The sequence below is a fragment of the Piscibacillus halophilus genome, assembly GCF_900110685.1.
Lineage (GTDB): Bacteria > Bacillota > Bacilli > Bacillales > Alkalibacillaceae > Piscibacillus > Piscibacillus halophilus.
Map to the genome: position 1 here is coordinate 33,326 of NZ_FOES01000010.1, position 14,247 is coordinate 47,572.

The 14,247-nt window shown below is 38.4% G+C and carries 16 protein-coding genes and 2 riboswitches; of the genes, 15 read left to right on the forward strand and 1 reads right to left on the reverse strand.

Annotated elements, in window-relative coordinates:
- Positions 1-45: 45 nt before the first annotated feature.
- From BMY57_RS06645 to BMY57_RS06670, 6 genes are all read left to right on the forward strand, one after another.
- A complete protein-coding gene (locus BMY57_RS06645) occupies positions 46-1,221 on the forward strand; it encodes an acetyl-CoA C-acetyltransferase (protein WP_091773247.1) in 1,176 nt (391 codons plus the stop codon).
- A gap of 21 nt (positions 1,222-1,242) precedes the next feature.
- Entirely contained in the window at positions 1,243-3,027 is a 1,785-nt protein-coding gene (locus BMY57_RS06650; RefSeq protein ID WP_091773248.1) for an acyl-CoA dehydrogenase FadE, read from the forward strand.
- A 314-nt stretch (positions 3,028-3,341) separates the two neighbouring features.
- Positions 3,342-3,698 carry an arsenate reductase family protein gene (locus BMY57_RS06655; protein ID WP_091773249.1) on the forward strand — a complete coding sequence of 119 codons (357 nt, stop codon included), beginning with the start codon at positions 3,342-3,344 and terminating at the stop codon, positions 3,696-3,698.
- Between the two features lie 77 nt (positions 3,699-3,775).
- The gene (gene gcvH / locus BMY57_RS06660; protein ID WP_091773250.1) at positions 3,776-4,159 is read left to right on the forward strand and encodes a glycine cleavage system protein GcvH; all 384 of its coding nucleotides are present in this window, start codon (positions 3,776-3,778) and stop codon (positions 4,157-4,159) included.
- A gap of 67 nt (positions 4,160-4,226) precedes the next feature.
- Positions 4,227-4,586 (forward strand): toprim domain-containing protein, encoded by a 360-nt coding sequence (locus BMY57_RS06665; RefSeq protein ID WP_091773251.1) that lies wholly within the window; start codon positions 4,227-4,229, stop codon positions 4,584-4,586.
- 26 nt (positions 4,587-4,612) lie between these two features.
- Complete coding sequence (locus BMY57_RS06670; RefSeq protein WP_256205265.1) at positions 4,613-4,900, forward strand: thioredoxin family protein; 288 nt, start codon at positions 4,613-4,615, stop codon at positions 4,898-4,900.
- On the opposite strand, the gene BMY57_RS06675 is transcribed toward BMY57_RS06670, so the two are convergent.
- Positions 4,901-5,320: a TlpA disulfide reductase family protein gene (locus BMY57_RS06675; protein WP_091773252.1), complete on the reverse strand. Its 420-nt coding sequence runs from the start codon at positions 5,318-5,320 to the stop codon at positions 4,901-4,903. It abuts the gene before it with no gap.
- Positions 5,321-5,407: 87 nt separating this feature from the next.
- Positions 5,408-5,516: riboswitch (SAM riboswitch) on the forward strand.
- An 88-nt stretch (positions 5,517-5,604) separates the two neighbouring features.
- Positions 5,605-5,711: riboswitch (SAM riboswitch) on the forward strand.
- A 103-nt stretch (positions 5,712-5,814) separates the two neighbouring features.
- Between BMY57_RS06675 and BMY57_RS06680 the strand changes: the two genes are divergently transcribed.
- From BMY57_RS06680 to sufB, 9 genes are all read left to right on the forward strand, one after another.
- The gene (locus tag BMY57_RS06680; protein WP_091773253.1) at positions 5,815-6,843 is read left to right on the forward strand and encodes a methionine ABC transporter ATP-binding protein; all 1,029 of its coding nucleotides are present in this window, start codon (positions 5,815-5,817) and stop codon (positions 6,841-6,843) included.
- A complete protein-coding gene (locus BMY57_RS06685; protein WP_091773254.1) occupies positions 6,833-7,501 on the forward strand; it encodes a methionine ABC transporter permease in 669 nt (222 codons plus the stop codon). Before BMY57_RS06680 ends, BMY57_RS06685 begins: the two co-directional genes overlap by 11 nt.
- Positions 7,502-7,521: 20 nt before the next feature.
- On the forward strand, positions 7,522-8,337 hold the full coding sequence (locus BMY57_RS06690) for a MetQ/NlpA family ABC transporter substrate-binding protein (RefSeq protein WP_091773255.1): 816 nt from the start codon (positions 7,522-7,524) through the stop codon (positions 8,335-8,337).
- 242 nt (positions 8,338-8,579) lie between these two features.
- A complete protein-coding gene (locus tag BMY57_RS16040) occupies positions 8,580-8,720 on the forward strand; it encodes a YuzK family famiily protein (protein WP_177176344.1) in 141 nt (46 codons plus the stop codon).
- A 235-nt stretch (positions 8,721-8,955) separates the two neighbouring features.
- Positions 8,956-9,741 (forward strand): Fe-S cluster assembly ATPase SufC, encoded by a 786-nt coding sequence (gene sufC, locus BMY57_RS06695; RefSeq protein ID WP_091773256.1) that lies wholly within the window; start codon positions 8,956-8,958, stop codon positions 9,739-9,741.
- 20 nt (positions 9,742-9,761) lie between these two features.
- Positions 9,762-11,069 (forward strand): Fe-S cluster assembly protein SufD, encoded by a 1,308-nt coding sequence (gene sufD / locus BMY57_RS06700; protein ID WP_091773257.1) that lies wholly within the window; start codon positions 9,762-9,764, stop codon positions 11,067-11,069.
- Positions 11,069-12,289, forward strand: a complete 1,221-nt coding sequence (locus BMY57_RS06705; RefSeq protein WP_091773258.1) for a cysteine desulfurase — start codon at positions 11,069-11,071, stop codon at positions 12,287-12,289. The genes sufD and BMY57_RS06705 overlap by 1 nt, the downstream gene beginning before the upstream one ends.
- Positions 12,279-12,728, forward strand: a complete 450-nt coding sequence (gene sufU, locus BMY57_RS06710) for a Fe-S cluster assembly sulfur transfer protein SufU (RefSeq protein ID WP_091773259.1) — start codon at positions 12,279-12,281, stop codon at positions 12,726-12,728. Before BMY57_RS06705 ends, sufU begins: the two co-directional genes overlap by 11 nt.
- Positions 12,729-12,765: 37 nt before the next feature.
- Positions 12,766-14,163, forward strand: coding sequence for a Fe-S cluster assembly protein SufB (sufB, locus tag BMY57_RS06715; RefSeq protein WP_091773260.1), 1,398 nt, complete (start codon positions 12,766-12,768; stop codon positions 14,161-14,163).
- Positions 14,164-14,247: the final 84 nt, after the last annotated feature.

A 14,247-nucleotide genomic window follows, 5' to 3' on the forward strand; every position in this document is an offset into this window, starting at 1 on the left:
GTTCGCATGAAGAGTGAAGACTCTAATAGAAGAGGGGGAACAATTGTGAGAGAAGCAGTTATAGTCGCAGGTGCTAGAACACCTGTTGGAAAAGCTAAAAAAGGAACACTTGCTAATTCTCGACCAGACGACTTAGCGGCCCTAACCGTTAAGGAGACTTTAAAACGAGCTAATAACTACGATGGTCCAATAGATGATGTCATTATCGGATGTGCCATGCCTGAAGCTGAGCAAGGTATGAATATGGCCCGTAACATCGCAGGATTAGCAGGCTTACCTAACGACGTACCTGGAATCACGATTAACCGTTATTGTTCATCAGGATTACAGAGTATTGCTTATGCTGCAGAACGTATTATGGTAGGTGGAAGTGAAGCGATTATTGCTGGGGGAGCAGAATCCATGAGTCTAATTCCAATGGGAGGCCATGTGATTAGACCAAACTTAGAATTAGTACAAAATGCTCCAGGTTATTATATGTCCATGGGGCATACGGCAGAAGAAGTCGCTCAACGTTTTGGTGTTTCTCGTGAAGATCAAGATGAATTTGCAGTCCGAAGCCATGAGCGTGCAGCTAAAGCTCTAGCTGAAGGTAAATTCGATGATGAAATTGTGCCAGTTGAAGTGACCAATCGTGAGTTAGGTCCAGACAATAAAGTGAAGGAAACGACGGTGACACTTGACCGTGATGAAGGGGTTCGTGCTGGAACAACAAAAGAAGTGTTAGCTAAGTTAAAACCTGCCTTTAATGTTAAGGGTAGTGTAACAGCTGGTAACTCATCACAAATGAGTGATGGTGCCGCTTCTGTTTTAGTGATGGATCGTGAGAAGGCGGAAAAAGAAGGGTTATCACCGATATTAAAGTTCCGTTCATTCACGGTGGCTGGTGTCGAACCTGAAATCATGGGAGTTGGACCAGTTAAAGCGATTCCTAAAGCTGTTGAGCAAGCAGGTTTAACATTGGACGATATTGGATTATTTGAATTAAATGAAGCTTTTGCATCTCAATCATTACAAGTCATCCGTGAACTTGGTTTAAATGAAGAGATTGTAAACGTGAATGGCGGTGCGATTGCGTTAGGCCATCCATTAGGTTGTACAGGAACCAAATTGACGATTTCACTCATGAACGAGATGAAACGTCGTGATGTGAAATATGGTGTTGTAACGATGTGTATTGGCGGCGGAATGGGCGCTGCTGGAGTATTTGAGTTACTTTAATATCCAAAGGGGGATTTTAAAATGAGTGAAACAACTGAAAAAGTATTTAAAGGTGGCGGCTTTTTAATCGAAGATGTTAAAGCAGAAGATATTTTAACACCTGAAGATTTTACTGAAGAGCATAAAATGATCGCCAAGACAACTGAGGAATTTGTTAAAAACGAAGTATGGCCAGTGATCGACAATTTAGAGAATCATGAGTTTGATAAGTCAGTTGAACTATTAAAGAAAGCTGGTGAACTTGGGCTTTTAGGAGCAGATGTACCTGAAGAGTATGGCGGTTTAGAGCTTGATAAAATTACGTCATCACTTATTACGGAGAAGATGTCGCTTGCAGGTGGTTTTTCGATTACTCATGGTGCACACGTAGGTATTGGATCATTACCGATTGTGTTCTTCGGTAATGAAGAGCAAAAGCAAAAATATTTACCTGCATTAGCAACTGGTGAGAAATTGGCGGCTTATGCATTAACGGAGCCTGGTTCTGGTTCAGACGCATTAGGTGCAAAAACAACGGCTAAATTAAATGAAGCGGGCACTCACTATGTTTTAAATGGTGAGAAGCAGTGGATCACTAACTCAGCATTTGCGGATGTTTTCGTAGTCTATGCGAAAATCGATGGAGAAAAATTTACAGCCTTTATTGTGGAGCGTGACTTCCCTGGTGTTTCAACTGGTGCAGAAGAGAAGAAAATGGGGATTAAATCATCTTCTACTCGTACTTTAATTTTAGAAGATGCTGAAGTGCCGGTTGAGAATGTTTTAGGTGAAATTGGCCGTGGACACGTGATTGCGTTTAACATCTTAAACGTCGGCCGTTATAAATTAGCAATTGGTGGCGTTGGTGGTGCTAAACACGCGATCGAAGTGGCCACTAAATATGCGAATGAACGTAAACAGTTCAATACACCAATTTCTAAGTTCCGTCTCATTCAAGAAAAACTAGCTAGTGTAGCAGCGAACACTTACGCTAATGAAAGTGCCGTTTATCGCACAGTTGGTTTATTTGAACAGCGCCTAGGTGGTTTAACAAAAGAGCAGTTAAATGAAGGTAATGAAGTAGCGAAAAGTATCGCTGAATATGCGATTGAGTGTTCCATGAATAAATACATGGCAACGGAATTATTAGACTTTGCAGTTGATGAAGCGGTACAAATTCACGGTGGTTATGGATTTATGCAGGAATACGAAGTTGAGCGTATGTACCGTGACTCTCGTATCAACCGTATTTTTGAAGGTACAAACGAAATTAACCGTATGCTAGTACCTGGAACGTTCATGAAGAAAGCATTAAAAGGTGAGCTTCCATTACTTCAAAAAGCCCAAGGCCTACAAGAAGAGCTTATGACGATGATGCCTGAGCCAGTTGGGGATGAACCACTTGAACAAGAGTTTTACCTACTTAAGAACGCTAAGAAAATTGGCTTACTTGTTGCAGGAGTTGCGGCTCAAAAGTACGGTGAAAAACTAGAAAAAGAACAAGAATTATTAGTAAACATTGCGGACATTGCTGCTGAAGTTTACAACATGGAATCAGCTATTTTACGTACACAAAAGTCACTTGATCAAGACGGAGTTGAGAAGAGCCAGCAAAAGCTGAACTTAACTCAAGTGTACGTACAAGAAGCATTCAACCGCATTGAAGCACACGCAAAAGAAACCCTCATTGCTAGTGATGAAGGTGATAGCCTACGAATGATGCTAGGAGCGTTACGCAAACTAACTCGTCACGATCCGATAAACGTGATTGAGAAGAAACGTGATATTGCAGCTGCGATTATCGAAGCTGAAAAATATGTCGTTTAATTGTTGAGCTAACCAGCCGTGGAGAATTCCCCATGGCTGGTTTTTTATGTTTACGAGAGGAACATGTCGATAGAACTTTCGAACATGTCCATGGAAATCGAAAACATGACGATAGAACTTTCGAACATGCCCATAGAAATCGAAAACATGTCGATTGATTATTAATGATTCTCTAAAGAAAGAGATACACTCATAGAAACTGAATAAACACCCCTATAGAACCCAAATAAACCCCATAGAATTAGGTTAACAACTTGCTTATTAATCCTCATTCAATTCTTTTTATGTTATGATACATCCAAGGAGGTGCTCTTATGAGTTTAACAGTCTATCAATACCCTAAATGTGGGACTTGTCGTAAAGCATTAAAATGGTTAGATGAAAACGGCGTAGAGTATGAGGCGATACATATTGTGGACAACCCTCCGTCTCAATCTGAGCTAAAATCATTTATTGAAAAAAGTGATCTACCTGCGAAAAAGTTTTTCAACACATCAGGTAAAAAATATCGGGAACTTGGGTTGAAAGACAAACTGAAGGATTTATCAGAAGATGAAATGACAGAACTATTGGCATCTGATGGGATGTTAATAAAACGTCCAATCGTAACAGACGGTCAAAAGGTGACGGTTGGGTTTAAAGAAGAAACTTTTGAAGAAAATTGGAAATAACTTTAATGAGAATGTGTTAAAAGTAGTTCATTTATTGTATGATTAATTTGAGAATTCGAATTTGGAGGGTCAGAGACATGAGCTTACCGAAAGACTATCGTTATTCTAAAGAACACGAATGGGTAAAAGTTGAAGGAGACAAAGTTAGAATTGGAATTACAGAATTCGCACAAGACGAACTAGGAGACATCGTTTTTGTTGAACTTCCTGAAGTTGGAGACGAACTAGAACTAGATGAACCGTTCGGTAGCGTTGAATCTGTAAAAACAGTTTCAGAGCTTTACGCTCCAGTGTCTGGTAAAATTGTTGAAATTAACGAAGAGCTAGAAGATAGCCCTGAGCTAGTAAATGAATCTCCATTTGAGAAAGCTTGGATGGTTGTAGTTGAGCCAAGCGATACGTCTCAAATTGAAGATTTAATGAGTGCAGACGAGTATCAAGAAATGACAGATTCAGAGTAATGTGAAGAAAAAGCTGATCCTCGGGGTCGGCTTTTCTTATATATAAAAAATTATAGATGGTGATGACATGGATGAAACGTCAAGAGTGTTAATTGTAGAAGGGAAGCAGGATCGTAAAAAAATCCAAAAGATTTTAGACGATGAAGATGTTTTTATTTTATGTACATTTGGAACGTTAGGCATTGATGCTTTAGAACACTTAGTCGATGATTACCATTTATTCGACCGTGATGTATATATTTTTACAGATACAGATGAACCAGGTGAAAAGCTTAGGAAAATGTTGAATCGTGAGCTTTCACACGCGAGGAACATCTATATTGATAAAAAATATCGTGAAGTTGAAGATACGCCAGAACCTGTGTTAGCATCCATTTTGCAAGCAGCTAATATGAAAGTAAAAGTTGAATACTTGAAAGGATTTTAATTGTGATCGAAATTAATCAAGAACAAGTGCATTTTTTGACTCAAAAAAAGGACTATCACATCGTGTTTGTGAATAGTCCTTTTTGTGGGACGTGTAAGGTGGCACGTCGAATGTTGGAATACATCGAGGGCACTTTAGAAAGAGAAACCTTCTATGAACTTAATGCAACATTAGCGCCTGACTGGGTTCAAAAACAAGAGGTGACGAGTGTGCCTTGTTTAATGGTGTTTAAAAAAGGACAACTCGTTGACCGCTTGTACACGTTTCACTCCGTCCCTTATTTATTAAAAGAATTGGGCCCTTATTTAATCTAGTTATAAAACACCGCTAAGCGTATGGATGACTTCTACAAAGTCTGATTTGTCACCGAAGCGACCGATGATTTCTCCTTCACGATTAATCACAATCGTCATAGGAACGCCTGTACATTCATACAAATCATAAACCTCACGACCATGATCTTTTAAAACCGGTTGAGTTAAAAATTGATCTTGGTATTTTAAAGCTTCTTCCTCTCCATGTTCACGGTCGGTGACGTTGATCGTGAGCATTTCTAAATCATCATTTCGCGAGGTTTTATAAAATTGTTCCTTCTTTGGTAAGTCTCTCGCACAATCTGGGCACCATGACACCCAAAATGTTAAGACCACTACTTTTTCACCTAACACATCTTCTAAGCGGAATGTTTCGTCTTGTTGATCTAAATAAGGAAGTTCAAATAATGGTGCTTTCATAGTTGGATCATCCTCTTATAAAATTTTTATTGACTTGATCACATTACCATGCTAACATAAAAATCAGCCAAAATAACATAACTTGATTTCTTATCCAGAGAGGTGGAGGGAACTGGCCCTATGAAACCCAGCAACCATCGGGATTGTCCTGACAGGTGCTAATTCCAGCAATGATTTATTCATTGCAAGATAAGAAAAGTGACGATGTTTTTCGACTCTTTTCTTGCGCTTGCAGGAAAAGAGTTTTTTAATGAATGATAGAAAAATGATAAATACAAATAATACTCTTATCGAGAGTGGTGGAGGGATTGGCCCTATGAAGCCCGGCAACCATCAGGGGAACCTGACAGGTGCTAAATCCAACAAAGCTTTGGGCTTTGAGAGATGAGAGAACGGATGAATACCTTTCTGTTCTCTTATGAGCGGAAAGGTATTTTTATTAGATAAAATATTAATGTTTAAAAGGGATAAAATTTTGTAGAGGAGTTTCAAGCATGATTACAATCAAAGGATTGTCCAAGATATTTAAAACAAATCAACAAGAAGTCAAAGCTGTTGATGATGTATCCATAAACATAGAGAAAGGCGAAATCTTTGGCGTCATTGGATATAGCGGCGCAGGGAAAAGTACGTTTATCCGCTTAATAAATCGTCTTGAGGAACCTTCAAGCGGTGATGTAGTGATCAATGATACGAACATTACCAGTTTATCAGTAGGGAAATTAAGAAAAGAACGCCAAAAGATCGGGATGATTTTCCAACATTTTAACCTATTATGGTCAAGAACCGTATTTGAAAACATCGCATTCCCACTTGAGATTGCTGGAATACCAAAAGCAGAACGCAGAACTAAAGTGCTTGAATTAATTGAGCTCGTGGGGCTGAAGGGAAGAGAGAATTCTTATCCATCCCAATTAAGTGGTGGACAGAAACAACGTGTTGGGATTGCACGTTCGCTTGCAAATGATCCAGATGTTCTGCTTTGTGACGAAGCGACATCGGCATTAGATCCTGAAACAACAGATGATATTCTCGATTTACTGGTATCCATCAACAAGAAGTTAAATTTAACGATTATAATGATTACACATGAGATGCATGTGATTCAAAAAATATGCCATCGCGTAGCCGTAATGGACCAAGGAAGAGTCGTTGAACAAGGAGACGTGCTAAGTGTCTTTGTCAAACCGCAATCAAAAACAGCTAAACGTTTCGTCCAACAATTGAGTCCATTAGAGCATCAGCAAGATGAGTTAAAACGATTTATTACGAATGATCCAAATCGTGAAGTGGTTAAACTTCATTTTATCGGCAATGATGCTAAACGAGCATTAATTTCAGATGTATTAAGAAAATTTGATATTGAGATTAATATTTTACAAGGGTCTATTTCACCGACTCAAGAAGGTGCTTACGGCACACTTTATGTGGAGTTAAGTGGTAATAAGGCATTGATCACCGAAACGATTGACTATATTCAGTCATCAGGTGTGGAAGTAGAGGTGATTGAAAATGTTAACTAACTGGTTTGAAAATGTGAATATGGAAGAGATGTGGATTGCCACATATGAAACGCTTTATATGACAGTGATATCTGTTATAGGGACATTGGTTCTTGGAATCATCCTAGGACTTTTATTATTTCTAACTGAAAGAGGAAACCTATGGCAGAACCACTTTTTAAATATGGTAACGGCATCAGCAGTTAATGTCTTTCGAGCTATTCCATTTATTATATTAATTTTATTGTTATTCCCGTTTACTGATTTTCTAATGGGAACGATTCGAGGCCCTAAAGCAGCTTTACCTGCTCTAATCATTGGAGCTGCTCCATTCTACGCAAGATTAGTTGAAATCGCCTTTAAGGAAGTGGATAAAGGAGTTATTGAAGCAGCCAAATCTATGGGGGCTAAAACTCATACGATTATATTTAAAGTCTTATTACCTGAATCGATGCCTGCCTTAATTTCAGGTATTACCGTAACAGCTATTGCTTTAATTAGTTACACAGCCATGGCTGGAGTTATTGGAGCTGGTGGTCTAGGTGATTTAGCTTATATGAAAGGGTTCCAACGACGAGACTTTGATGTTGTATTCGCTTGTACGATCTTTATAGTGATTATTGTTTTCATCTTCCAATTTATTGGAGATACCTTATCAAGAAAATTAGATAAAAGATAATGCTGAAGGGAGAAGTTTAAATGAAAAAATTATGTTTAGTAGCATTCATTAGTTTATTAGGATTCGTATTAGTCGCTTGTGGTCAATCATCAGGTGGTTCTTCAGATGAAATTGTAGTAGGTGCAACGAGTGTTCCACACGCAGAGGTATTAGAAGAAGCAAAACCATTGCTTGAAGAAGAAGGAATTAACCTAGAAATCGAAACGTATCAAGATTACGTATTGCCGAACGAAGACTTAGATAACGGCACATTAGATGCAAACTATTTCCAACACATTCCTTACTTAGAAGACCAAATTGATGAGTTTGGATATGATTTTGTTAACCTAGGTGGAATCCATATTGAGCCGATGGGAATTTATTCTCAAAATGTATCGAGTATCGATGAAATTGAAGAAGGTACAGAGGTTCTTCTAAGCCGTTCAGTTGCGGATCACGGACGTGTATTAGCGCTTTTACAAGAACATGATCTTATTACGATTAAAGATGGTGTTGATCCAGTTACAGCAACTTTAGATGATATTGAAGAAAATCCACTAAACTTAAAATTTGATGCAAGTATTGAAGCTGGACTTTTACCAGAATTTTATGAGCGCGAAGAAGATGCATTAGTTGCGATTAATACGAACTATGCTATTGAAGCAGATCTTGTACCAGCAGATGATGCAATCATTTTAGAAGGTTCTGAATCACCGTACGTGAATGTTATCGCAGCACGTAGTGAAGATGAGGACAATGAAAAACTTCAGACCTTAGTAGAAGTCCTACATTCTGAAGAAATTCAGGCATTCATTGAAGAAAATTATGAAGGTGCGGTCGTTCCTGTAAGTGAGTAAATAACATTTTTTCGACTATTTCAAAAAAAATTATAGGATTTACTTCAAAAAATAAAGGGTAAGGATATGAGTAAGGTTCAACCACTCATATCCTTTTTTATGGTTATTATTAAGGATATTTGGAGTTTTAGCATAAAAAGAGTCCATGGTAATATAATAATTGTAATTCAAGAAAGGATGATTTAGATATTTTAAACGAAAATGAAATCGACCTGACGTACACAAGTGAAATGGAAAAAGCCATGCACCAATCACGTGGTGTTGGTTACACAGAGTATAGTCAGAATCTTGAGAAACGCATTAAAGTTGAAAAAGAGCGTGAAAGAGAGTATAAAGAGAGCCGACGAGTGGTAGCTGAAGTCGATCGTCAAGTACATCGTTAGTTGATATAAAAATCCATTACCTTTTGAAGGGTAATGGATTTTTTCTATATATGATGTAGTATATGGTTTTTCGTTTAAATCTGACAAATTTTCTTATATAATGGTATAGGTGTTAACCTTATGGTTATTCTTATGGTTATATAAGTTGAATATAGATTGTAAATGTTTTAAAATTATAATGAGAATAAATTGAGAATGACCATCAATTTAATCATAGAAAAATGGAGGTATTCAAATGGCAGGATCAACTTTAGAAATTAAAGATCTTCATGTCGAAATTGAAGGACAAGAAATCTTAAAGGGAGTTAACTTAACCATCAAAGGTGGAGAGTTCCACGCGGTAATGGGACCTAACGGAACTGGTAAATCTACATTAGCTAGTGCAATTATGGGTCACCCTAAATACGAAATCACTAAAGGTACCGTATTACTTGATGGTGAAGATGTATTAGAAATGGAAGTTGACGAACGTGCTCAAGCAGGTTTATTCCTTGCTATGCAGTACCCAAGCGAAATTAGCGGGGTCACAAACTCTGACTTTTTACGTTCATCTATTAACGCTCGCCGTGAAGAAGGCGATGAAATTCCATTAATGCAGTTCATTAAAGAAATGGACAGTACAATGGATTACTTAGAAATTGACAAAAACATGGCACAACGTTACTTAAACGAAGGGTTCTCTGGCGGTGAGAAAAAACGTAATGAAATCCTTCAATTAATGATGTTAAAACCAGCGATCGCAATTTTAGACGAGATTGACTCTGGTCTAGACATTGATGCATTAAAAGTTGTATCTAAAGGTATTAACAAAATGCGTAATGATGAATTCGGATGCTTAATCATTACTCACTATCAACGTCTACTTGACTATATTACTCCAGATAAAGTACACGTTATGATGCAAGGACGCGTTGTAAAATCTGGTGGTCCTGAACTAGCACAACGTCTAGAAGCTGAAGGTTATGACTGGATTAAAGAAGAGCTAGGGATTGAAGACGAAACTGTTGGTCAAAACGCGTAACTTGGATAGGAGGTAAAAGAATGAAAGTGGATACACAGCTACCTTATGATAAAGAGTATATAACGCAGTATTCCGAGCGTCGAAATGAACCACAATGGTTCCGCGACACTCGATTAAAAGCAGCAGACTTAGCAGATGAATTACCAATGCCAAAGTTAGAAAAAACACGTATTCGTAACTGGAATTTCACTAACTTCAAACATGAAGTTTCAGGTGCTCAAATTGAAAAATACGAAGAGTTACCAGAGAAAGTTCGCGTGTTACTTGGTGAAAAATCTGCAAACGATAATCTAATCATTGTTCGTAATAATGATGTAGCCTATGCATCATTATCAAAAGAATTAGAAGAGCAAGGTGTGATCTTCAAAGACATTTTCACAGCAATGAGTGAAAATGAAGATCTTGTTAAGAAATATTTCATGCAAGAAGGCGTTTCTGTTGATGAAAACAAATTAACAGCACGTCATGCTGCATTATTAAATAGTGGTGTCTTCTTATACGTACCTAAAAACGTAAAAGTTGAAAAACCAATCCAAGTTGTTTTCTGGCAAGAAGACCCTGAAGCAGCGTTATTCAACCACGTGCTACTAGTAGCCGATCAACTAAGTGAAGTAACTTATGTTGAAAACTACGTATCTCAAAACGAAAATGAAGAATCTGTTGCTAACATCGTGAGTGAAGTTTTTGCACTAGACGGTGCAAAAGTTTCTTACGGTGCAGTTGATAACTTTGAAAAAGGGACAACAACTTATGTGAACCGACGTGGTACGGTTGGCCGTGATGCGACATTAGAATGGGCTTTAGGGCAGATGAATGACGGAAATACTATTTCTGAAAACATCACCAACCTAATGGGTGAAAACAGCCTATGTCACGCAAAAGCAGTATCAGTAGGTCGTGGCGATCAAAAACAAGACTTCACAGCTAAAATTGTACACTTTGGTAAAGAATCAGAAGGTTACATCCTACAGCATGGAGTTATGAAGGATAATGCCGCATCAATCTTTAACGGAGTAGGTAAGATTGAACACGGGGCATCTAAATCTAACGCTGAGCAAGAGTCCCGCGTTCTCATGTTAAGCCAAGGCTCTCGTGGTGATGCGAACCCAATCCTACTTATCGATGAAGATGATGTAACAGCGGGGCACGCAGCATCTGTAGGTCGTGTAGATCCGGTTCAATTGTATTATTTAATGAGCCGTGGTATTTCTAAACAAGAAGCTGAGCGTTTAGTGATTCATGGTTTCCTAAGCCCAGTTGTTAAAGAAATTCCTATTGAAACGGTTCAAAACCAGCTACGTGAGGTTATTGAAGGGAAAGTTTATTAATGTTAAATGAAACGGTTCGCAAACAGTTCCCGATATTGGATCAGGAAGTAAACGAACATTCATTAGTATATTTAGATAGTGCAGCAACATCACAAAAGCCACAATCAGTGATTGACGCATTGAATGAATATTATCAGCGTTATAATTCAAATGTTCACCGTGGTGTTCATACCCTTGGAACGAGGGCAACAGAAGGGTATGAGGGTGCACGTGAAAAAGTTAAGTCATTCATTAACGCAAACAGTATAAAAGAAGTTATTTTCATGCGTGGAACCACGACCGCTATTAATACGGTTGCTCATAGCTACGGAAGAGAAAAACTTTCTGAAGGCGATGAAATTGTTTTAACTAAAATGGAGCACCATAGTAATATAATACCTTGGCAACAAGTTGCAAAAGTGACTGGTGCAACGCTGAAGTATTTACCACTTCAAGAGGATGGAACGATATCATTAGATGATGTTCGTGAATTGGTAACATCTAAGACAAAAATTGTGGCGATGGGTCATGTATCTAATGTTTTAGGTACCATTAATCCGATTAAAGAAGTGGCAAAGATTGCGCACGAAAACGGAGCTGTGATCGTCGTAGATGGTGCTCAAAGTGTTCCACATATGAGCGTTGATGTCCAAGAATTAGATGTTGATTTTTATGCATTTTCAGCTCATAAAATGTGCGGCCCGACTGGTATTGGCGTTTTATATGGTAAGCAACACCTACTTGAAAACATGGAGCCAGTTGAATTCGGAGGTGAAATGATTGATTTCGTTAACCTTTATGATTCAACTTGGAAAGAGCTTCCTTGGAAGTTTGAAGGTGGTACACCAATTATTGCCGGTGCAATTGGTTTAGGGGCTGCCATTGACTTTTTAAATGATGTTGGTATGGAAGCTATTGAAGAGCATGAGCAAGAACTAGCGAATTATGCGCTAGAACAAATGGAACAAATTGATGGCATCACAATCTTTGGTCCAAGAGAACGAGCTGGCTTAGTGACGTTTAATCTTAATGACGTTCATCCACACGATACAGCAACAGCGCTTGATTCATTAGGTATTGCGGTTCGTGCCGGCCATCACTGTGCACAACCACTCATGAAAGAATTACAAGTCACTGCAACTGCAAGAGCTAGCTTTTATCTGTATAATAGTAAGAAAGACGTGGATCAACTAGTAGAAGGATTACGCAAAACAAAGGAGTATTTCGGTGATGTCTTTTAATAACTTAGATACACTTTACAGACAGGTGATTATGGATCACTATAAGAATCCTCGAAATCGCGGAAAGCTTGAAGGTGACCATATCACAGTTGAATTGAATAACCCAACTTGCGGAGATCGAATTGATTTACAGTTAAAGATCAATGACGGTGTCGTAGAGGATGCAAAATTTGAAGGTGAAGGTTGTTCAATCTCATTGTCATCGGCTTCAATGATGACTCAAGTTATTATTGGAAAGAAAGTAGAGGATGCTCTAAAAATTTCTCAAATGTTTTCCGATATGATGCTCGGTGAAGAAGTTGATACAAATGACTATAATTTAGAGGAATTAGGAGATATTCAAGCCTTACAAGGCGTTTCTAAATTCCCTGCTAGAATAAAATGTGCAACATTAGCTTGGAAAGCGATGGAACAAGGTGTTGAAAAGGATAACGAATAGAGGTTAGACACCTAATTATTTAAAGGAGGGGTATTACATGGCTAAAAAGGCACCAGAAGTAGGCGATTATAAGTATGGTTTCCATGACCGTGACGTGTCTGTTTTCCGTACAGAGCGTGGTTTAACGGAAAAGGTTGTTCGTGAAATTTCAGCACGAAAAGATGAACCTGAATGGATGTTAGAGTACCGCTTAAAAGCTTTAGAGCAATTCTACAGCAAGCCAATGCCACAATGGGGCGGTGACTTAAACGAGTTAGATTTTGATGAAATTACGTACTATGTAAAACCATCTGAACGTACTCAACGTTCTTGGGATGAGGTACCAGATGAGATTAAACAAACATTTGACCGTTTAGGTATTCCAGAAGCTGAACAAAAATATCTTGCAGGTGTTTCAGCACAATATGAATCAGAAGTTGTTTATCACAACATGGAAAAAGAGTTAGAAGATATGGGTGTTGTATTCAAAGATACAGATACGGCACTTAAAGAAAACGAAGATCTGTTTAAAGAATACTTCGGTAAACTAATTCCTGCTTCTGATAACAAGTTCGCAGCACTTAACACAGCAGTATGGTCTGGTGGTTCATTCATCTACGTACCGAAGAACACTAAAGTGGAAACTCCACTTCAAGCGTACTTCCGTATTAACTCTGAAAACATGGGTCAGTTCGAGCGTACGTTAATTATTGTAGATGAAGGTTCATCAGTACACTATGTAGAAGGTTGTACGGCACCCGTTTACTCAACTAACTCACTACACAGTGCGGTTGTTGAAATCTTTGTTAAGAAAGATGCTTACTGCCGTTATACGACGATCCAGAACTGGGCTAACAACGTATATAACCTAGTTACGAAGCGTGCGTCGGCTGATGCAAACGCAACGATGGAATGGGTTGACGGTAACTTAGGTTCTAAGCTTACAATGAAATATCCAGCAGTACTTCTAAAAGGGGAAGGCGCTCGCGGTATGACATTATCAATCGCGTTAGCTGGTAAAGGTCAGCACCAAGATGCAGGTGCAAAAATGCACCACTTAGCTCCAAATACGTCATCTACCATCGTTTCAAAATCCATCTCTAAACAAGGTGGTAAAGTAACGTACCGTGGAATCGTACACTTTGGTAAAAATGCTGACGGGGCACGTTCTAACATTGAATGTGACACATTAATCATGGATAACGAATCAACTTCAGATACGATTCCTTACAACGAAGTGTTAAATGAGAACATCTCGTTAGAGCACGAAGCTAAGGTTTCTAAAGTATCAGAAGAACAATTATTCTATCTCATGAGCCGCGGTATTTCTGAAGAAGAAGCAACAGAAATGATCGTCATGGGCTTTATCGAGCCATTCACAAAAGAACTTCCAATGGAATATGCGGTTGAAATGAACCGTCTAATCAAGTTCGAAATGGAAGGCTCTATTGGTTAATATGATTAAAAGTATCACAGGGATTCCCTGTGATACTTTTTTGCTTTATAAAGGGGATTTTGCAAATAAAGTAAGTCAATTCGC

Coding starts and splice junctions, on each gene's coding strand:
- BMY57_RS06705 (WP_091773258.1), top strand. CDS start 11,069: ATGTTAAATGAAACGGTTCGCAAACAGTTCCCGATATTGGATCAGGAA.
- sufB (WP_091773260.1), top strand. CDS start 12,766: ATGGCTAAAAAGGCACCAGAAGTAGGCGATTATAAGTATGGTTTCCAT.
- BMY57_RS06685 (WP_091773254.1), top strand. CDS start 6,833: ATGTTAACTAACTGGTTTGAAAATGTGAATATGGAAGAGATGTGGATT.
- sufU (WP_091773259.1), top strand. CDS start 12,279: ATGTCTTTTAATAACTTAGATACACTTTACAGACAGGTGATTATGGAT.
- BMY57_RS06665 (WP_091773251.1), top strand. CDS start 4,227: ATGGATGAAACGTCAAGAGTGTTAATTGTAGAAGGGAAGCAGGATCGT.
- BMY57_RS06675 (WP_091773252.1), bottom strand. CDS start 5,320: ATGAAAGCACCATTATTTGAACTTCCTTATTTAGATCAACAAGACGAA.
- gcvH (WP_091773250.1), top strand. CDS start 3,776: ATGAGCTTACCGAAAGACTATCGTTATTCTAAAGAACACGAATGGGTA.
- sufC (WP_091773256.1), top strand. CDS start 8,956: ATGGCAGGATCAACTTTAGAAATTAAAGATCTTCATGTCGAAATTGAA.
- BMY57_RS06655 (WP_091773249.1), top strand. CDS start 3,342: ATGAGTTTAACAGTCTATCAATACCCTAAATGTGGGACTTGTCGTAAA.
- BMY57_RS06650 (WP_091773248.1), top strand. CDS start 1,243: ATGAGTGAAACAACTGAAAAAGTATTTAAAGGTGGCGGCTTTTTAATC.
- BMY57_RS06690 (WP_091773255.1), top strand. CDS start 7,522: ATGAAAAAATTATGTTTAGTAGCATTCATTAGTTTATTAGGATTCGTA.
- sufD (WP_091773257.1), top strand. CDS start 9,762: ATGAAAGTGGATACACAGCTACCTTATGATAAAGAGTATATAACGCAG.
- BMY57_RS16040 (WP_177176344.1), top strand. CDS start 8,580: ATGCACCAATCACGTGGTGTTGGTTACACAGAGTATAGTCAGAATCTT.
- BMY57_RS06680 (WP_091773253.1), top strand. CDS start 5,815: ATGATTACAATCAAAGGATTGTCCAAGATATTTAAAACAAATCAACAA.